Source organism: Vreelandella glaciei, assembly GCF_013415125.1.
Taxonomy (GTDB): domain Bacteria; phylum Pseudomonadota; class Gammaproteobacteria; order Pseudomonadales; family Halomonadaceae; genus Vreelandella; species Vreelandella glaciei.
Genome location: NZ_JACCDE010000012.1, coordinates 20,433 through 41,586, shown reverse-complemented (window position 1 = coordinate 41,586; position 21,154 = coordinate 20,433). Strand labels below are relative to the sequence as shown.

Here is a 21,154-nt window from a genome sequence, read left to right as displayed (position 1 = left end):
CAGAACACCTCGGCCAAGCCACGCAGGCGGCCCGATAAGGAATTCACCATGTACACCGCCAACATCAAAAAATACGCCCCCAAAGCCCGCGCCCGCTTTATCGACACCATGACGCGCCAGGCGGCCCGTGTGGGCATTAGCCCGGATGGCAAAGGTGGCGCTGTGATTGCCCCCCTGGAGCAAAAGGGCGATGTGTTGGTGATGACCGCCCAGGATGGCCAAACCCACACCGTGCCCGCCCACCTGAAAGGCGCACGGGAAGCGCTGGCCGCGTGGGTGCAGCGCGATGGCTTTACCCAAGCGATAGAGCAGGCCGCCTATAGCTGGTTCAACCGCCTGTGCGCCATTCGCTATATGGAGATTCACGGCTACCTAGACCACGGCCGCCGCGTTTTAAGTGGGGCAGGGGGCGAAGCCGGGCAGCTCCAGATTCTGGAGGAGTGCTTAGAGGTAGATTTACCAGGGCTAGACACCGCCCGCGTGCGCGAACTCAAGCTCGACGGCACCCAGGATGAAACCCTCTACCGCGAGCTGCTGCTGGCCCAATGCCACGCCCTGCATGAGGCCATGCCGTTCCTGTTCGAGCCGCTGGACGACGCCAGCGAGCTGCTGCTGCCCAACAACCTGACCAAAACCGACTCGCTCATCCGTGAGCTGGTCGAAGCGATTCCCGAAGCCGACTGGCAGGATGTAGAAGTGATCGGCTGGCTTTACCAGTTCTACATCAGTGAGAAGAAAGACCAAGTGATCGGTAAGGTGGTGAAAAGCGAAGACATCCCCGCCGCCACTCAGCTGTTCACCCCCAACTGGATTGTGCAATACCTGGTGCAGAACTCGGTAGGCCGCCAGTGGCTGCAAACCTACCCCGCATCAACGCTCAAAGCCGAGATGCCGTACTACATCGAGCCCGCCGAGCAGGAGCCCGAGGTGCAGGCCCAGCTGGACGCCATCACCCCGGCCAGCATCGATCCCGAGAGCATCAAGGTGCTCGACCCCGCCTGTGGCTCCGGCCATATTCTGGTCGAGGCCTACAACGTGCTGAAGGCCATCTATGAAGAGCGCGGCTATCGCTCCCGGGACATCCCCAAGTTGATCCTGGAGAACAACCTGTTCGGCCTGGATATCGACGACCGCGCCGCCCAGCTCGCTGGCTTCGCGCTGCTGATGAAGGCCCGGGAAGACGACCGACGGATCTTCAGCCGTATGGGTGTAAACAAAGTGCGCCTCAACGTGATGGCCCTGCAGAGCACCCAGCACCTGGATGCCAGCGCCCTGTGGCGCGACCTCAACCTTACCGGCGACTGGCACCAGGGCCAGTCCCAGAGCCTGTTCGAGGGCGAGCAGAAGGAGCTCTCCAGCAACGACAACACCTACAAGGCCATCTTCGACCTGATCGAGCGTTTCCAGGACGCCAAGACCTTCGGCTCGCTGATCGAAGTGCCTAACAGCTTCGAAGCCCCGCTCAAGTCCCTGCTGGAAGTACTCACCGAGCTCATCGATAGCGGCGATACCATGCAGAAGACTGCTGCTAAGCAGCTGATGCCGGTTGTGAAGCAGGCGTGGGTACTGGCGCAGCGCTACGATGCGGTGGTTGCCAATCCGCCCTATATGGGCAGTAAGGGGATGAACAAGTCGCTGAAGGATTACGCTAAGAAGGCCTACCCCAATAGCAAGTCGGACCTATTTGCGGTCTTTATTGAGCATGGGTTCACACTGCTTAAGGAATACGCCTTCAACGCGATGGTGACCATGCAAAGTTGGATGTTCCTATCCAGCTACGAAAAGATGCGGCAGTCGCTGCTAGATGATCACACCATCGAAACCATGGTGCACATGGGCAATGGTGTGATGAAAATCGCGTTCGGAACCAATGCAACCATTTTTCGAAATCAGCATATCTCAGGAGTGAAAGGTTCATTTTCATATACTGATGTTAATGATATTGCTGATGACGGGAAGCCATTTGAATTCCCTGTAAAAAACGGACGGCTTAAAATGGTTGCCCCGGATGATTTTAAGAAAATCCCGGGAAGCCCGGTAGCGTATTGGGCGTCCTCCAAGCTTATCGAGGCCTATGAGAAAGGAGTCCTTCTCGGTGATATTTCCTTGCCAAGGCAAGGTTTGGCAACGATGGATAATGACAGATTCACAAGGATGTGGTTCGAGGTTTCATTAGACAAAACCCCGATGAAAGCCGAGAAAGGCAGCGACGTAAAGTGGTTCCCTTATAATAAAGGTGGCGATTTTAGAAAATGGTACGGTAACCAAGAGATGTTGGTGAACTGGAAAGGGGGCGGAGAAGAGATAAAGCACGTTGCAATTAATCGTTACGGCAGTGCATCAAAGCGCGTAGTAAATGAAAGGTATTACTTTGAACCCAGTGTTACCTGGTCAAAAATAGGAAGTGGGATCCCTTCTTTTAGGTATCAGCCTAAAGGAGCTATTTTTGATGTTGCCGGGATGTCTATATTCCCAGAACAGAATGATACATACAAGCTACTGGCACTGCTCAACTCTAATCTATCGTTAAGATTTTTTGAAATATTATCTCCAACTTTAAATCTTGAAGCTGGGCAAATTGCGTCGATCCCAGTCGTCGAGGTCAGCGAGAAGGTGGTTTCTATAGCCAGTCGATCTATCGAGCTAGAAAAAGATGACTGGGATTCGCATGAAATATCTTGGGACTTTTTAGGATTAAAGTTAGCGGGAATAAATGAAGGGCAGTCACTAGTTAATGAATCATTAAATAAGTTGCGAGATGACTGGCTTAAAATGGTTGGAGAGCTGGAGCAGCTTGAGATAGAAAACAACCGCCTTTTTATAGATGCTTATGGTTTACAAGAAGAGATGAGTCCGAAAGCTCCTCTGAAAGGAATTACACTGAACTGCAACCCCCATTATCGCTATGGCGGCAATCGCTCCGAAGAAGAGCTGGAAACTCTGCTCCAGTGCGACACCTTGAAGGAGCTGGTGAGCTACGCCATCGGCTGCATGATGGGCCGCTACTCGCTAGACAAGCTAGGCCTGATGCTCGCCAGCCAAGGCGACACCGTCCGCGACTACCTCGCCCAGGTCCCCGAACCCAGCTTTGCGCCGGATGACAACGCCATCATCCCGCTCACCGATCAGGAGTGGTTTCCCGACGACGCCACCAACCGCTTCCGCGATTTCGTGCGCACCGTCTGGGGCGAAGAGAACCTTCAGGAAAATCTCGATTTCGTCGCCGAAAGCCTTTGTTTGCACGCCATCAAGGTTAAGAAAGGCGAAGCCGCGCTGGAGACTATCCGCCGCTACCTCAGCACCCAGTTCTTCAAAGACCACCTGCGCACCTACAAAAAACGCCCCATCTACTGGCTGTTTTCCTCCGGCAAGCAAAAAGCCTTCGAGTGCCTGGTCTACCTGCACCGCTACAACGAAAGTACCCTGGCCGAGATGCGCACCGACTACGTCATCCCGCTCACCACCAAGCTCGCCAGCTACGTGGAAAAGCTAGAGCAAGACAAAGACGCCAGCACCTCCGCCGCCGAAGCGAAAGCGATTGAGAAAGAGCTAAGCAAGCTCTACAAACAACAAGCCGAACTTAATACCTTCGACGAGAAGCTGCGTCACTATGCCGACCAACGCATCTCGCTGGATCTGGATGATGGGGTGAAGGTGAATTACGGCAAGTTTGGGGATTTGTTGGCGGAAGTGAAGGCCGTGACGGGAGAAAAACCTCAGTAGGTTTTGGCTTAAGACCAGTGGTTAAAGTATAAGGAGAGTCATGGAATGAGTAGTGAAAAACACATATTAAAAGTCAGGGATGATGCATCTCCTATCAAATTTGAAGGTGATCTCTCCGTCGGAAAATTTCAGTGTGAAAACTATTCTGAGACATCTTGGCTGAACTCCAGAGATTTTGGTTACAAGGAGCTTCGGTCTCGTATTGAGCCATGGCTGACATCGTTGTTTCAAACGGAACACCTTTCTCTACTTGCTGGCTCTGGCTTGACCCATGCAATTCATTTCATTGCTGCTGAAAAGCCAGCTGCTGGCATGGACAGTGTTGACTTCATTTTCTCCGATAAAGAGATCAAGAAAGCTGCGCAGGAGTCTGCTGAACGATCTGGGCGAGATCAGGCGAATATCGAAGACCAACTACGTGTAGCAAATGAACTCCTCCGGGGCTTAGAGATTTTGGGGCAAACCAAGAATGCCGAAGCCGTGTCGGCTGATTTGGAAACAATAATTGGTGATTTTGGGATTTCAATCCTTCAAAGTGAGCGGAATATTGCTGAGGCTGGGGAGAGTGAAAGACAAGAGGCATGGAATACTCTCATCACTTTTTTGATGAGCTTTGCCAGCCGGACTGGCGTTCGTGATCGATTAAATATTTTTACTACCAATTACGATCGGCTGATTGAGGCAGGTGCAGAGGTCGCTGGTCTCCATTTGCTCGACAGATTCCTTGGAAACCTGATGCCCGTTTTTAGGTCCTCTCGGCTTGATCTGGACATGCACTACAACCCTCCCGGCATTCGAGGTGAACCAAGATATCTGGAAGGTGTGGCACGTTTTACAAAACTCCATGGCTCCGTGGATTGGATTCAAGCCGAACAGGATATCCGGCGTATCGGGTTACCATTTGGTGCTGAACAGATTAAGCCGTACCTGGATGCGCCTGGTTTGCGGGGTGTAGATGCGAACAAATTGATGATTTATCCCAACTCAGCGAAAGATAGAGAAACGGCTGACTATCCCTACGTTGAGTTATTTCGCGATTTTGCGGCTGCAATCTGCCGGCCAAACAGCACACTTGTGACTTACGGATACAGCTTCGGCGATGAGCATATCAACCGCGTGATTCGCGATATGCTATCTATACCATCAACGCATCTTGTCATCATTTCCCGTGATGACAACCTAGGCCGTATCACCAAGACCTATGACGACCTCGGTCGGTCATCTCAGATTAGTCTGATGGTTGGTCCGGGCCTGGCCGATATACAGAAGCTCACAAAATATTTTCTACCAAAAGCGGCCATCGATAAGACGACATCCAGAATGTCAGAGTTGTTGCGTCAACGTTTCAACTCAGAGCAGCAAACATCAGAGCGTGATGAAGAGGGCGGTAATTCAGGGAGTGAGCAACCATGAGTATGAGCCCTATGGCCTATGCAGACTCTCTCATAATCGGAACCATCGATTTTGTAGCTCCCGATGAGATTAAGGTCTTGCTCAATATCGAGGCTCCGGACAACGTTGCCCTGAACACGGGCACGCCTCGGCCTTTCCCGAGAATAAATGGATACGTTTTGATTCCCAGCGATGAGGGTTACCTCGTTGCCCAAGTCGAATGGATAACAGTCGAGAGATCTCAATTTCCCAAACGCCGGGGCATGCAAGATTTTGGTTTGATCGATCTCCCGTACCCGCTCCGGAAAATGAGCCTGAATCCGATTGGCTCGTTACTCCAGGAAGACGAAGACAAGTTTTCATTTCGACGTGGTGTCGAGGCCTACCCCTCAGTTGGAAGCCCTGTACTGCTTCCCACACAAAATCAACTCAGATCAATTGTCGAGTCAGGAACAAACAAGCATGTGAAGATCGGAGTGAGCCCGTTGGCCGCAAACGCCTCGGTATGCGTTGATCCCGATCGTTTGTTTGGGAGGCACCTTGCCGTTCTTGGTAATACGGGCAGCGGTAAGTCATGTTCCGTAGCAGGGCTCATCCGGTGGTCGCTCCAAGCTGCAAGAAAGGCCCGAGACGGAGGTGACCCGAACGCAAGGTTCATTGTCCTCGACCCAAACGGTGAGTATGCAAACACCTTCAAAGATCTAGGCAACGTTCGTGTTTTTTCTGTGGAGGGCGATGAAGACCAAGAGATTCAGGCGCTTAAGGTTCCCATGTGGTTTTGGAATAGCGAGGAATGGAGCGCGTTTACCCAGGCCAGTCCAAGAGCGCAAAGGCCAACTTTGGTTCAAGCACTCCGCTCAGTAAGAGATGGGTCCTTTGAGGACGATGTGACCCCAAGTAATGAAATGCGGAGATATCTACGAACACTTGTTGGAATCATTCAGCAAGAGAAATCTTCGGGGCGGCCATGGTCAGGTCCGGGTCCGGTTAAGGGCTTTGTGGAGAGGCTTACAACTTGGCAGGACGCTCTCAGAACATCCGAAGACTACTCGGACGATGAGAATGAGTGCATTAGAGGTTTATATGGCTTGATAAGCACGTATCGCGGAACACGGCGTGCTGACTGGCCAGGGCCTTTTACCAAAGCTGAAATAGACGACTTACTAGGTCAAACAAAAGCCGCCCATTCAGCATTTGGTGGCAGCGATACCGATGTTCTTCCAATAGATGCAGATGTCCCACGCGAGTTCACCGGATCGGACTTTCTGAGAAGCCTTGAGGTAAACGCTGAGCAACTTAACGTTTCCGATTACGTGGAAACGATGCTGATGCGAGTGAGAACACTTCTAGGTGATAGTCGGATGAAGTCGGTATCCGGAGAGACAGACGGACTATCTCTGGCTGATTGGTTGAACGACTACATTGGGGCGAGTGATGCAGCCAATGGTTCAATTACAGTGATAGATCTGTCTCTGCTCCCAGTTGAAGTGGTGCATTTGGCGACGGCCGTTATTGCAAGGATGACGCTGGAGGCTTTGCAAAGGTACCGAAAAATTAACCAGGGAAAAATCTTACCCACAGCCTTGGTTATGGAGGAGGCTCATACCTTCATAAAACGTTACAACGCCGATACCGAAAACCAGAGTTCTGCTGCCATTTGCTGCCAAGTCTTCGAGAAGATTGCCAGGGAGGGCAGGAAGTTTGGCCTCGGGCTGGTTCTTTCATCGCAACGCCCCAGTGAGCTTTCACCGACAGTCTTGTCTCAGTGCAATAGTTTCCTCCTCCACCGCATAAGCAACGACAGGGACCAAGAACTGGTTCATCGCTTGGTACCAGACAATCTTCGAGGTCTTTTGAGAGATCTACCGTCACTACCTTCGCGGCATGCAATTTTGATGGGCTGGGCTTCGGAGTTGCCTGTGCTTGTGCAAATGAGAGCCCTTGCAGAATCCGAGCGGCCAACCTCCGATGATCCAGATTTTTGGAATGTTTGGTCTGGGTCTGAAGAGCTTGAGGACGGTAGCTATCAAGATATCCAGCGACCAGTGGATTGGGATTCGATCTCAAGGGACTGGCAGGAACGAAACGATAATGGTGAGAGTAGCCAGAGCTAAAACGGGATGATGGGCTGGCCAGTCCAAAATGGTCAAAGATTAATCTGGTAGCTAAACCATCGTAAGCAAAATCAATATAGTGGAGATACTATGTATCAGACAGGTGGCACCATCTCTTCATTAATTGACCAGGTGAGGAATAATGAATTAATACTCCCAGCGATTCAGAGGGAGTTTGTATGGAGACCTGATCAGATCTGCAACCTGTTCGATAGTCTACTTCAGGGCTACCCGTTTGGCACATTCCTTTTTTGGCGCATACAGCCTGATAATCGTGGGAAGTATCAGTTTTACGATTTTGTGACGCATTATCATCAGCGAGACAATCCTCATTGCCCGCCGCTGAAAGATCTTCCTGCTCGCGAGTTAGTTGCCGTACTGGACGGTCAGCAGCGTATTACAGCTCTGAATATTGGTCTACGAGGGTCTTACAGCCAAAAAATCCATGGCAAGTGGTGGACGAGTCCCGATGCGTTTCCTCTCAAGCGACTTTATATCAACCTACTGGGACAGCCTGAGGACGAAACAGGTAGCCGCTATCAGTTCGAATTCTTAACAGACAAGCAAGCTGGTGACATATCTGAGAGGGATTACTGGTTCCGTGTTGGGCGGATTCTAGAAGAAGACAGAGACGATTTGCACGATGAACTGAATGATGGGTGGGAAGGTGATAGAGAGTCCCTCAAGTCCGCTAGAAGTGTCCTTAGACATCTGATCACCACGATATTAGATAAAGATAAAATTGCTTACTATGAAGAAAAAGAGCAAGACCTTGAACATGTCTTGAATATCTTCATCCGTATGAACAGTGGGGGGACTGTCCTATCATATTCGGACTTGTTGCTGTCCATAGCTGTTGCACAGTGGAACGACCTGGATGCACGAGAGCAAATTCATGCTCTCGTTGACGAAATGAATGAAACAGGGGATGGTTTTTCCTTCAGTAAAGATCTAGTCCTGAAGGCAGGATTGATGCTGTCAGATATTGGCAGTGTTGGCTTCAAAGTCGATAACTTCAATAAAGCTAACATGGCTATCCTTGAGAAGAACTGGCTTGAGATACGAACTGCTCTTCTACTTACGACCAAACTCTTGGCTACTTTTGGATTCAACTCGCAGAACCTGCGTGCAGATAGCGCAATTTTGCCGATTGCCTATTACCTATATATTCGAAAGCTGGATGATGGTTATTTGTCCCGTTCTGAATATGCGAAGGATCGCGAATTTCTGCGCAAGTGGTTTATTAAATCGTTGTTAAAGGCGTCTGGCATTTGGGGTAGTGGTCTTGATACTTTGCTAACCAGCTTGCGCCGAGTGCTTAAGGAGGATAGTGAGGCAGGCTTTCCAGCGGAGAAACTGAGTTCGGTGATGGCGGCCCGCGGTAAGGCACTCCACTTTGTGGACGAGGAAGTCGAAGAGCTGGCCGAGTTGGAGTACGGTGGTAAAAGAACCTTCGCGCTGCTTTCTCTGTTGTTCCCGGGATTCGATTTTTCTCGACATTTTCATGTAGACCACATCTACCCGAAAGGTCTTTTCAGCACAAGCAAACTGAGAAAGGCTGGTGTGCCTGAGGAGAGAGTTGAGTCTTTCAAGGCATGGAGCAATCAGCTTCCTAATCTGCAACTACTGGAAGGAACCATCAATAACGAGAAGCGCCAAAAAATGCCTCTTAAATGGTATGAGGCTGTTTGGCCGGATCCTGACGCGCGTTTGCGTCATCTTCATTCCCAAGGGATTGACCTGCTACCAGACGACATCGCAAATTTTGATGAGTTCTACTTGCAGAGAAAGGCGCTATTAATAGAAAGAATCCGACAAGTAGTTAACAGTTATTAAGCCTAGCAATGTAATTTTGCTATAATTTTATTCAGTATAGATAGGATTCTCTGTGCAGCTCGAACAACTCCAGCAGGGCTTACAACACGCCTTCTTCACCGACCGCCATCGGATTGTGTTCTGGTACGACGCCCCTGGCCATTTTGTGGATTCGCTCAGTGATCTTGCGTTAGAAGGCGTTCAAGTGATCAACATGGCGGGGGAGTCTACCCTGGGTGTCAAGCTTCGCCTGGAGCTGGAAGAGCCGGAAATGCCCACGCTGCTCTACTTTCCCTCTGCCGAGCCAGCCCCAGAAGAGGACTGGCTGCTGGATATCAAGCTGTACTCTGGCCGCTTCTACGCCGACCGCGTTTCGATGATTTTCAACGAGCTGGGCCTAACCCGCCATGTACTGCGCGAGCACTTGGCGCAGCGGCAGGCGTTCTTAGCCAGTCGTAAACGAATCGAAGCGTTGAAGCGTTTGGTCACGCCTTCCCTCAGTGAAGATGAACTGGATCTAGCGATGCTGGCCGTGGTGGTGGGGGCCACGTCTCTTGACGTGGCCACGCTGCTGTTCCACCTGGCTGAAGAAGCGGTAACCCACGAGTTGGGGTTAGAGGCCAACCCAGTGGCGTTGGTTGAGGCCGAGAAGTACGCCTTGGTGCCTGCGCTTGTGCGTGCTTTACAGGCCGAGGTGGGCTATCCCGCCACCCAAGCAGAGCTCAGCGGTGAAGCGTCGCTGAACTTCGGCCAGCTGATGCTACGGCTACTGATTACCGGCTACTGCGAGAGCATTTCTGATATTCCTGACTGGGCGCGTCAGGTGGCCATTCCCTCTGTCAATGCGCGTGCATCCTCTCGGGCGCTATTAACCCGTTGGCGAGATAGCTCGCGCTTTTACCCCGCGTTCGATGTGATCTCCGGGTGGGTGGCGGATGCTCAGCGCATTGATGACAAGCTGCAGGATGTGCCGTTAGAGCAGCTAAGCCATGTGGCGACGTTTGAGGTGGTGGAGAAGCAGATCATTGTCGATCTCTGCCAGGCGATTCCCACGGCGGATGCCCGCGACCTGAAGCTGTTCGACAGCATCATTGTGGCGCGCCTGGACGGTTATTGGGCATCGCGGCATAAAAACGACGTCCGCCGCGAGCGCTACCGGCAGCTGTACGCCGCGCTTACCGCGGCGATTGCGCTGTTTAGTCTGCGTCATCAGCATGCCAAAGGCTTCCATTACGAGAGTGTTGAGGCGCTCTACCACGCTTACCAAACAGACCTCTACCGTTTTGATACCGCCTATCGCCATTACGCGGTGGCCTCTGATACCACCGGCGTTGAGCTGCTTAAAAACCTGGATACCGCCGTTGAGCGCTGTTACGACGAGTGGTTCCTGGGCCAGCTCACCCGTAACTGGAGCGAGCGCGTAGAAGCCGAACAGCGGCTCACCCACTGGAAGCTACCTAACATTTCCAGCCAGCAACACTTCTACCGGGACTGGGTGCAGCCCCAGCTAGGCGCTAGCCGTCAAAAGCGTGTGGTAGTGGTGATTAGCGATGCCTTCCGCTATGAAGCGGCGGAAGAGCTGCGCGAGCGCATTAATGCCAAGCGCTACAGCGAAGCGACGTTAAAAAGCCAGTTGGGTGTGGTGCCCAGCTACACCACCCTGGGGATGGCCTCGCTGTTGCCGCACCGAGAGCTCAGCTATCAGCCGGGCAGCGATACGGTGTTGGTGAACGGCCAATCCACTCAGGGTACGGCGAACCGCAGCAAGTTACTCAAAGCCGCCCTCGGCGGGGAGGCGTTAGCCGTCACCGCCGAGGACGTAAAAGGCTGGAGCCGTGAAGAGGGGCGCGAAAAGATCAAAGGCGTGCAGCTGATGTACGTGTACCACAACGTGGTAGATGCCCGTGGAGATGCCGCCAACACCGAAAGCGAGACGTTCGCGGCGGTGGAGGATGCCATTGATGAGCTGGATCAGCTGACCCGTAAAATCCTCATGCACCTGAATACCAGCACGGTGTTGGTCACCGCTGACCACGGTTTCCTGTTTCAGCGAAGCGCCTTGAATGCTACCGACCGCACGGCGCTGTCAGAAAAGCCAGCGTCGGCCTTCAAAAGCAAAAAGCGCTATGTGCTGGGTGAATCGCTGCCCGATAACCTCAGTGTGTGGCACGGCCATACCCGCGATACCGCAGGCACCACCTGTGACACCCAGTTCTGGATACCCAAAGGCGCGCACCGTTTTCATTTTGTGGGCGGGGCGCGTTTTGTACATGGGGGCATTATGCCCCAGGAAATTGTGGTGCCGGTGCTCACCGTGCAGCAGCTGCGGGGTGAGAAGGTGGAAAAGCGCACCAGTCGCAAGGTGGAAGTCATTTCACCCAAGGCATCGCTGAAGATGGTCAATAACATTCAGCGTTTTGAGCTGCTGCAAACCGAAGCAGTCAGCGAGCGCCTCCGCCCGGTCACGCTGTCGGTGGCGATTTACGCGGGCAGCGAGGTGGTTTCCAGTGAAGAGGTCGTGACCTTCGATAGCGCAAGCGACAATATGAACGAGCGCATGAAGTCGGTGCGCCTCTCGCTATCGGGCACGTCATTCGACCGCAAAAATGACTACTTCCTGGTGCTGCGGGATAAAGACTTGGGCACCGAACGGGAGCGCTACCGGGTGGTGATTGATCTCGCGTTTACGGATGATTTTTTCTAGGCCAGTCATCAGCGGGAACGCTTTTATGTTTGTGCATTGTGCTTTTATTGTCGTTCAGGAGTGACCGCCCACATGGATTTTGACTCAACTTCCGCCACGCAAGTGACTGACGCCCTCCAGGATGCCGATCTGGATACGCTGCTCAACACGCAATTTGCGGGCCGCGTGGTGCGTAAGGATCTCACACAGCGCGTGAAAGAGGGCGCAAACGTGCCCGTGTACGTGCTGGAGTACCTGTTGGGTATGTACTGCGCCTCAGACGATGCGGAGGTGATTGCTAAGGGGCTGGAAAACGTTAAAGCGATTCTGACGGATAACTACGTTCGCCCGGATGAAGCGGAGAAAGTGAAATCCATCGTGCGCGAGCGCGGCAGTTTCAAGGTGATTGATCGGGTCACGGTGCGCCTGAACGAGAAAAAAGACCGCTATGAAGCGGCGTTCAGTAACCTAGGCATCAAAGATGCCGAGATCTCCGCAGGCATTGTCAAAGAGCACGAGAAACTGCTGGTAGGCGGTATTTGGGTGATTGCCACGCTCAGCTATTTTCATGAAGAGGGTCAGTCATCGTCACCGTTTGGCGTCAGCCTGCTCAAGCCAATTCAGATGCCCCACATGAATATGGACGAGCTGTTTGAAGGGCGGCGTGGCTTTACCAATGCTCAATGGCGTGAAGTGCTGATTCGCTCGATTGGTATGGAACCTGCCGAGCTAGACGAAAGCGTTCAATGGCACTTACTGGCCAGGATGATTCCGTTTGTCGAGAACAACTACAACGTCTGCGAGCTAGGGCCACGGGGCACCGGCAAAAGCCATATCTACAAAGAGTGCTCACCCAACAGCATTTTGGTCTCTGGTGGGCAAACCACGGTGGCTAACCTGTTCTACAATATGAGCTCGCGGCGTATTGGCCTGGTGGGCATGTGGGATTTGGTGGCCTTCGATGAAGTGGCCGGTATCTCGTTCAAGGATAAGGATGGGGTGCAGATCATGAAGGATTACATGGCCTCTGGCTCCTTTGCCCGTGGGCGTGAGCAGATGGAGGCCTCAGCCTCGATGGTGTTTGTGGGCAACATCAACCAAAGCGTGGAGTCGCTGGTAAAAACCAGCCACCTGTTGACGCCATTTCCCGATGCCATGATTGATGCTGCCTTCTTTGATCGCTTCCATGCTTATATTCCCGGCTGGGAAATCCCCAAGATGCGGCCCTCGTTCTTTACTCAGCGCTATGGGTTTATTGTTGATTACCTCGCTGAATTCTTCCGTGAGATGCGAAAACGCAGCTTCGCCGATGCCATTGATCGCTACTTCTCGTTGGGTGACAACCTCAACCAGCGTGACGTGATTGCGGTGCGTAAAACCGTGTCGGGCCTGCTGAAGCTGATGTTCCCCCATGGGGAGTATATGAAGGACGATGTACGAGATTGCCTGGAATACGCCATGCAGGTACGCCGCCGCGTGAAAGAACAGCTGAAAAAGATTGGTGGCATGGAGTTTTACGATGTTCATTTCAGCTATATCGACAAAGAAACGCTGGAAGAGCACTTTGTGTCGGTGAAAGAGCAGGGCGGTGGCGGCCTGATTCCAGAAGGCCAGGGCAAGCCTGGCGTGGTGCATACCATTGGTCTCAGCGATAAAGGCATGCCGGGGGTTTATCGCATCGAAATGCAGGTAACCGCAGGCAGCGGCAAGCTGGCCATGTCAGGGCTCTGGAACTCCACCGCCGCCAAAGAGCAGGTCAAAATGGCCTTTGATTACTTCAAGGCCAACGCCAGCCGCATCAGCGGTGCCCGTAAGGTGTTGGAGCATGATTTCCACCTGCATGTGGTCGATCTGCAAAATAGCGGTGTTTTGCGTGACCTCTCTCTCGCCAGCTTGGTCGCGTTCTCCTCTGGCCTGGTAGGTAAACCTACCCAAAGCCAAATGGTGGTGCTGGGCGATATGAGCCTAGGGGGCAGCCTAAAGCCTGTCGAAAGCCTAGCGGAATGCCTGCAGGTTGCTTTTGATGCCGGTGGCAAGCGCGTCACCCTACCCATGAGCAGCGCCATGGATATTCCCACCATCCCCGGAGAGCTGTTCACCAAGTTCCAAACCAGCTTCTATGCCGAACCGATTGATGCAGTGGTCAAAGCGCTTGGGGTGGATTAAGGTTAATGAGTCTATTGCGATGATGTATTCATGCCCTCGCACGCATTACAGGAGGCACTTAGATGGAAAAATCTAATGAGCTCAGTGATGTAGAAGCAAACGGCGGCCCTCTGCAGCGGCTTAAGGGCTCGGTTGGCAAATATGAGAAGCCATTTGAGCCTGTAGGCATTGAGGACTGGGAGGCTATGCAGATGGAAGAGCCTATTCCAGCCACCCGCACAGGTGATGAGCATCCGCCGAGATAGGCACGTATTGCACATGCCATGTTAGTGAGCACATGGTCGGTAGGCGAGGAGTATAGCAATGAAAGTGACTGAAAAAGTAGAAGTCGAAGCCGTCACCGATGTGGTGTGCGATGTCTGCCTAACCACAACACGGGTAGCAGATGAAAATCTTGAGTACGCCACCCTCAAAGCACATTGGGGCTATGGCTCTCAGCACGACGGTGAGCGCTATGAAGTTCACCTGTGCGAAAGCTGTTTTTTCAGCACGTTGGCTTACTTCAAACAAGAACGCCGCGTGCAAAATTTGTTCAGCGAAGATAGCGACAGAGATCAGGCCTTCAATACAGATGACCGCCTGGGGCTAGTGGCGACGGATGACTATTTTGGTGATCATAAATCTTGATAAGTGGTTTTGCTTCGCTTTTGGACTGGCTACAGAGGGCTGCTTAAGGCAGATTTCGACCCTGAGCGGCTCTCTCGGCGAAAGCGGCATGCTGATGCAATCGTATTAAGCAGTCAGCACGATAATCGATGTTATGCTGCTTATTTATATTTTTTTCTTTTGATTTTGATGGGATAAGTCGTAAATGAAAGGGGGAATAATCACTGTTACATTCCTCTGTCAGGCATTAACATCTAGGAGTAAGGTGAGTTTTGGAAAAAATATCTATTAAAGAAATTGAATTACATAGATTCAAACGCTATAGAGAAAAAACAATAGAAGCTCCTGACGGTTTCTGCCTTTTGGCAGGCTCGAATAATTCGGGTAAGTCAACATTTATGCAAGCCTTCGCTTTATGGGAGTTTTGTAAATCAATAATTCAGCTAGAGCAAGGTTTAGACGGCTTGCTAAATGAACATATTGGAAAGAAACAAGGTGTCGGAGTTAATGGTGAGGATTTTCTCCCTCTTAATATACCGTCCTTGAAACACCTGTGGACAAATTTGCGAATTGCTCCCGAAGCTGATAGTAGCGGAAATAAAGAACCTGATGGGTATACACTTTGGTTAGAAGTTAAGTGGAAAAATGAAACGCTGAATAGCGACCGCTACTTAAGATTTTCTTTGTCATTGGCTAATGAAAGGCTATTTATTAAGACTACAAGGTCTAACATTACACAATCAGAGCTACTGCCGAAAGTCGCTTACATCCCACCCTTTGCTGGCATTCTTAACCGTGAGCCATATCACACTAAAGCTATGAGAGCTAGGTTGATTGGCCAAGGGCTAAGTGGCTCGGTGATGAGAAATACGTTGCTCGAACTATACAAAGAAAATCAAAAAGAAAGAGAGCGCCTAAAAGGAGACTTAGATCGAATTCCTAAGCAAGATCTGGAAGATTTGAGAAAGAATGATAGATGGGAGCATCTTCTTGAAGTAATGAGAGAGTTGTTTCAGGTTGAACTTGTAGTTCATGATTTTAATGAAGATTATCACAGCTCTATAAAAGCTGAATATTGGAAGGGTAGCTACAACAAAAATAAAACTAAATTCACAAAGCACACTGGGTTTAATCGTCGAGACATAATGGTTGAAGGTAGTGGGTTTTTGCAGCTGCTGAATGTTTTATCACTTGCCCTTGATCCTTTGTACCATGTTATTTCCCTAGATGAACCTGACGCGCATTTGCACCCTTCATTACAGTTTGATCTTTTAAAAGAGCTAAATATTCTTGCAAGCAAATATGATAAGCAAATTTTGTTTGCCACTCACTCCACGGAACTAATTGCTTCGCAGCCCCCAGAGAGAATTCTCCACTTTGAGAATGGCAAAGTTAATTTGCTTAAGCAAAATTTCCAAAAGATCGCTCTAATAACGGGGCTTGGTTCTGAGTTTTCTCCACAGCTGCATCGGCTTCAGCGTACAAAAAAGGTTGTTTTTGTAGAAAATAGTTCTGACTCAGATTCGTTGAAAAGGATCGCAAATATATTAGGGACTCCTATTTCAGAGGATATAGTTTTTTGGCTATGGCCTGGTAAGCACACGGAAAGACAGCATTTGTTTAACCAATTAAAAAGAGAAATTAGTGGTTTGAAAGGATTAAGTCTTAGGGATAGAGATAATCAAGATTTTAATACTGTAACCCAAAGGCTTGTAGATAAGAGTAATAAAGGTTGCGATAAAGATGGCCTGGCAGCGAGAACTTGGAGGTATCGTTATATTGAAACCTATTTACTATCCTCAAGTGCTATTGCTAGAGCAGCCAAAGTAGAGGAAAAATTTGTAATTGAAGATGCAAGGGCATTTGGCATTGACTTGAGTGCATTTACGACAACTGAAATTTTACCTGGTTTACAAGATTTCTCGTCAAAATCACTCTTGACTGAGGGAAAGGATTGCCTTGTGGTAAAGTATAAAATAAGTAAGTATGATGTTGTTGATAATATGTTTTCATCAGAAATACATCAGGATTTTAAGGAAATTATATCTCAAATTAACGCACTTTAATCTGAGCGTAAAAAACGGCTCTAAGTGAAAACCAACCTCCGTGCCATTTGTGTCTATGGCACGAGCGCCAATTTTGGCACAAATCCCGCTCTGGCTAGTTGGGCCTGAGTCGGGCGTTATGTAAGCCATTTAGGCTAATCGGGTGTTCAGGTGCTAGATGATAGATATCTCAAAACGAATAGAAATAATATCTAAACTTCTCGATGAAGATTCGAGGACTTCTATCGTATACGCCGCGTTAGAGTGCCGATTAACGATAGAAGCGATTTGTTACGAAAGATTTGCAATATCATATGAGTATATCCCTCACGACTTACTAAGAAAGTGGCAACCGCATCATGTCGTTAAGCAAGTTGCAGAGGAAGGCAATGAGCAAGTGACAGAAGGGTTTACAATGTTTATATCAAAATCTCCAACCAATCAGGACAATCCGCCAGTTACATGTGAAGACTATGAGTCTGTCGAATATGTTAGTATTGGCTCACAAGCAGCGCTAGATTTGGGAAAGCTCGGAAAACTTTGGAATGCGCTATCGAATACATCTCTACACGTATCCCTACCACATGCGAAGGGAGAAGAGATCGAAATTTACCGAAATTCAGAAAAAGTCAAAGGTAAAATAGCTGAATCTTTAAATGAATTTAAGAAAATTTTAGATGGAAACCTTCTTAGCAGTGGATTTGGCGAAGAATACTACTTTAACTGCATTGGATGCGACACGAAGCTGAAAAAGAGAGCGAAACTAATAAAGCATGGGGAAATGGTAGTGTGCTTAAATCCAGATTGCCCCGAAAGCTATTACTTTAGTGTTGAAGATGGGGAGATATTTCATATCAGAAGGCTTCTCATCACAACTTGTGCTGATTGCGGCAACTCAATAGAAATTCCAGCTAGATTTGTAGACAAGCTTAAGTTTGGGCAAACGCTAAACGAAGGCTGTTCTGAATGTGGGTACAACAATCAGATTAGATTGATTCCTGGTAGGGCTACTAAACCCGAAGCTGAGGAATAAAATGAAGGTTCACATAACAATCAAAAGCAGTCGTTCGCATAAATGCGTCGCTATTTTGAGCGTTGTATCAGCATCTCCTCAACGTCAGCTTTTGGCCGATAGTTGACGTTAAAAACAGCTGTTTGTTGGTGCCAAAAGCTAAAATTTGCTTGCTTTGAAATATGCAAGCACGTGTAGCAACCTATGAGCAGGCTAGAGAGAGTTTCGGCACACAGTTTGTATATTTCCTAGTAGTGTTCAAAAGCTGTAGGAACGAACAAGGAACGCTAGCGAGCTAAGCGGTAGATCAGAGAAATGTTTTCGCTGAGATGTGTAGTGAATTGTCCATGAGTAACGTCCATCAATGAGAGCGCCGTTATCGCTACCCCAGCTATGGGAAAGCACCAAATACGTATCTTGGCCACAAAGCCACAGTAACCCCATTGTGCGTGTGCCGCGCCCATCGGGGAAACCCGAAACCAAGTCGATTCCCCGCTTAGCCAATGAGTACGACACCTTTGAGCGGTGCATTGCTTATCGAGACCAGCGGGGCAGGGAGGTTTGGGGCGCACGTCGCTGGAAAGAGCTGTTGCTAGTGGATGCACGCTCCGTCGCGCGACATCGTGAACAGCCCGCTGGCCCGATAACGGGCGTTTATCACTACGAACGCCCCACTGGAACAACACTTTGGGTGGCGGCTTGGTATGAGCTGATGCCAGACGGCTCACGCAAAAAATGCAGTGCGCAGTTCAGTTACGGTACGTCTCGCACTCGCTATGCGACCTCAGAAGAGGCGATGCAGGCGGCGATTAAACGGCGGCAAGAGGAAGAAGCACGCTGGTACTGTGTAGTGGGTCAACGTGACCAACGGCGCGTGAATCAATGATGTAAAATCCCATCTTCAAGGAGTTCCGATGGCTTTTCGCTTCCAGCGCCGCATTTCCCTTGCGCCCGGCGTGCGATTGAATATCAGCAAGCGTGGCGTGGGGCTCTCTGTCGGCCCACGCGGTGCGAGTGTGAGCATGGGGCCACGAGGTGCGCATGCACATGCTGGGATCCCTGGGACAGGGCTTGCCTATCGAACGAAGCTTTCCCGTTCTTCCCAGGCCTCAAGACAAAAGCAGGTGGCAACCCCTTCGACCCATGCAACGCTGGAAGAGCGCATCAGGCAAGGCGAGTCTCTGGGGCTACGGCTATCGGTTAATCAAGACGGCAACGTCCGCTACCTACTTGAAGATGGCTCCCCCCTCGACGACAAGGACGTGCGCTGGCTACGTCGTCATGCAAACGACGATATCCGTGCACAGCTCAAAACACTCTGCGATGAATTAAACGCGGATATTATTCGCCTAGGCCGGCTGCACCTCGATACACCTTCCCCTCAATCCCGTGGCTACGCACCACGCCATTTTGCTGAGCGTCCACCTAAACCGCCTAAGTCTGTGTCTCTTCCATGGTGGAAAGCGCTGTGGCCATCGGTACGCCGTCAACATGACGCCGATAACGCACGTCATCAGGCCCAGTTTAATGATGACTACCGTGCCTGGGAGCATCGCAAAGCCGATTTTGAGGCTGCTGAGTTTGCTCGGCAGCAGCGCGAAGAGCAGGGTGTGCTGAGGCAGCGCGATGACATGACACTCACGCTTCAAGAGCGACTGGAGGAGATCGACTGGCCCCGGGAGACGGTGATCGATTTTGATCTAGGCAGCGACGACACCACGATAGCACTGGATATTGACCTGCCATCTGACGATGAGATGCCGGATCGAGAATGGACGATGCCTGTTAAAGCACTCAAGCTTACCCCAAAATCGCTCAGTGCCACACGACAACGGACGCTATACCGCGACCACGTTCACGGCATTGCCTTTCGTGTTCTGGGGGCCGTATTTGTGCGGTTGCCGCACGTTCAAGAAGCGCGAGTGTCTGGGTATCGACAGGTCGTTGATCCCGCCACTGGCGGTACGCGGGATCAGTATCTTTACAGTATCAAGGTCACCCGAGAACAGTGGAACCGTATCCACTTCGATCAGCTGAAACAGGTCGACCCCGTCGCAGCCGTAGAAGCGTTTACGCTGCGCCGTGACATGACCAAAACGGGCATTTTTCGAGACATTGAGCCGTTTAAGCTCATCTAATCTCTAGCCTAGGCATAAGCCCAAGGCTTTTGTGTTGTTTGACCAGGTGTGCTCATTCGATGGTAGTGACAACGGTTAGGCGTGAGCGGCGATGACATTACAGCCTTTGATCATTGAGAAGGCGCGATGAGCTCCATAAGCCAATATTTTTTAGAAAAATTTATGCTTTATGGTGGATAGCTGCTATACGTTTGATAAGGATATCTTAGCAGGTGGTTGCCATGAAATTGCTTGTCCGCCCAAGACCGTTCATTAACGAGTCACTTGAGAGCTACATGCTCCGTCTATCGCAAGAAAATTTCTTTGAATACTATCAGCAGCTTAGTCGAGCGATAAAAGACTGGCTGCAACTGCATGATCATGAAGCGGCAGGGGCGTTCCCAGAAGAGTTAAGCCGTTTGAATGTTTATCACGCGGCTCAGAGTAGTAGTCGACGCATCAGGGCGCTCAAGCTCGTGGAGTCGCTAACAGATAATGAAAAACTTCCGCTACTGCACTTGGCAGTCATGCATTCCAGCGAGAAATTTTGTTCACGCTACAGTAGCGTGTTTTATGCAGGTAGCCATGTACCCAGAGCGCTAGTTCGCCATAAAGGGATACCTGTCTGCCCGGATTGCCTCACTGAAGCCAACTACATCCGGCAAGAATGGCACTGGATGCCCTACGAAGCTTGTATTAATCATGGCAAACAGATGTTACATGAGTGTCCAAAATGCGAAGAGAAATTAAATTACACCCATTCTGAATGTTTGCATACTTGCCGCTGCGGATTTGATCTTCGAAATGCTAACACGGAGCCAGCAGACGAATGGCAGCTTATCGCTAGCCGCCTAGTAGTGGGTGAGCATTCGCCTTTAAGGCATCCTCTGCTAGACATCCGCTCAGTCAGTTTGCGCCTAGCGTGTCTACTGTGGTACCAGCTATACATACATAAAACGTTAGACGCCAGCGATCAGGTTTCCACTCGTACGATTGAACAAGCCATAGAGTATTTCATGCATTGGCCTGAAGTGTTCGCAGAGGAACTAGAAGAACAAGCTGCGCTCTCAGGTGATAAGTTGATATGTGATTATAATAAAACTTCATTTCACGATATTTTTGGCCATATTGTCAGTATCTCTCGTCTCCTTTTAAAGCCTTATCCAGAAAGTGATTTCGTCTTAGCGCCATTGGAGAATTTTTTAGCACGATTGGTTGATCAGAATCCGCAAACACGTGTGACAAACGTCGCAGATCTGCTTATCAGTATGCCGGAAGCCGCGATTTTACTTGGCACGTCGTATGAGCAAGCGTATCGACTTTATGAGGAGGGGTATCTCAAATGCGCGGTCAGATTGAAATCACATGAAAAGCTAGTGAACGGCATAGGGGTGTTTTATTTAAGAGAAATCATAGAGTTGCGTCAATCACGGATGCCGATTGAGACAGGCGCTTACAATAACTATTTACCCGCGTGGTAA

General features: G+C 50.3%; 13 protein-coding genes. All 13 read left to right on the top strand.

Annotation, left to right across the window (positions count from 1 at the left end; all coding sequences use genetic code 11):
- Window positions 1–48 precede the first annotated feature (48 nt).
- The 13 genes from pglX (at window position 49) to HZS80_RS09640 (ending at window position 21,154) form a co-directional block, all read left to right on the top strand.
- Window positions 49–3,723, top strand: a complete 3,675-nt coding sequence (gene pglX / locus HZS80_RS09700; protein ID WP_179915947.1) for a BREX-1 system adenine-specific DNA-methyltransferase PglX — start codon at window positions 49–51, stop codon at window positions 3,721–3,723.
- A 45-nt stretch (window positions 3,724–3,768) separates the two neighbouring features.
- Window positions 3,769–5,136, top strand: a complete 1,368-nt coding sequence (locus HZS80_RS09695) for an SIR2 family protein (RefSeq protein WP_179915946.1) — start codon at window positions 3,769–3,771, stop codon at window positions 5,134–5,136.
- Window positions 5,133–7,229, top strand: coding sequence for an ATP-binding protein (locus HZS80_RS09690; RefSeq protein ID WP_083023783.1), 2,097 nt, complete (start codon window positions 5,133–5,135; stop codon window positions 7,227–7,229). Before HZS80_RS09695 ends, HZS80_RS09690 begins: the two co-directional genes overlap by 4 nt.
- A gap of 90 nt (window positions 7,230–7,319) precedes the next feature.
- Window positions 7,320–9,065, top strand: coding sequence for a DUF262 domain-containing protein (locus HZS80_RS09685; protein WP_179915945.1), 1,746 nt, complete (start codon window positions 7,320–7,322; stop codon window positions 9,063–9,065).
- A 52-nt stretch (window positions 9,066–9,117) separates the two neighbouring features.
- The gene (gene pglZ, locus HZS80_RS09680) at window positions 9,118–11,748 is read left to right on the top strand and encodes a BREX-1 system phosphatase PglZ type A (RefSeq protein WP_179915944.1); all 2,631 of its coding nucleotides are present in this window, start codon (window positions 9,118–9,120) and stop codon (window positions 11,746–11,748) included.
- Between the two features lie 72 nt (window positions 11,749–11,820).
- Window positions 11,821–13,893, top strand: a complete 2,073-nt coding sequence (gene brxL, locus HZS80_RS09675) for a protease Lon-related BREX system protein BrxL (RefSeq protein ID WP_179915943.1) — start codon at window positions 11,821–11,823, stop codon at window positions 13,891–13,893.
- Between the two features lie 62 nt (window positions 13,894–13,955).
- A complete protein-coding gene (locus tag HZS80_RS09670) occupies window positions 13,956–14,138 on the top strand; it encodes a hypothetical protein (protein WP_179915942.1) in 183 nt (60 codons plus the stop codon).
- 58 nt (window positions 14,139–14,196) lie between these two features.
- Entirely contained in the window at window positions 14,197–14,520 is a 324-nt protein-coding gene (locus HZS80_RS09665; RefSeq protein ID WP_179915941.1) for a hypothetical protein, read from the top strand.
- 251 nt (window positions 14,521–14,771) lie between these two features.
- On the top strand, window positions 14,772–16,565 hold the full coding sequence (locus HZS80_RS09660) for an AAA family ATPase (protein ID WP_179915940.1): 1,794 nt from the start codon (window positions 14,772–14,774) through the stop codon (window positions 16,563–16,565).
- 157 nt (window positions 16,566–16,722) lie between these two features.
- Entirely contained in the window at window positions 16,723–17,577 is an 855-nt protein-coding gene (locus HZS80_RS09655; RefSeq protein WP_083024047.1) for a hypothetical protein, read from the top strand.
- A gap of 343 nt (window positions 17,578–17,920) precedes the next feature.
- Window positions 17,921–18,442, top strand: coding sequence for a hypothetical protein (locus tag HZS80_RS09650; RefSeq protein ID WP_083024045.1), 522 nt, complete (start codon window positions 17,921–17,923; stop codon window positions 18,440–18,442).
- 28 nt (window positions 18,443–18,470) lie between these two features.
- Entirely contained in the window at window positions 18,471–19,694 is a 1,224-nt protein-coding gene (locus HZS80_RS09645; RefSeq protein WP_083024043.1) for a DUF4236 domain-containing protein, read from the top strand.
- A 221-nt stretch (window positions 19,695–19,915) separates the two neighbouring features.
- On the top strand, window positions 19,916–21,154 hold the full coding sequence (locus tag HZS80_RS09640; RefSeq protein WP_083024041.1) for a TniQ family protein: 1,239 nt from the start codon (window positions 19,916–19,918) through the stop codon (window positions 21,152–21,154).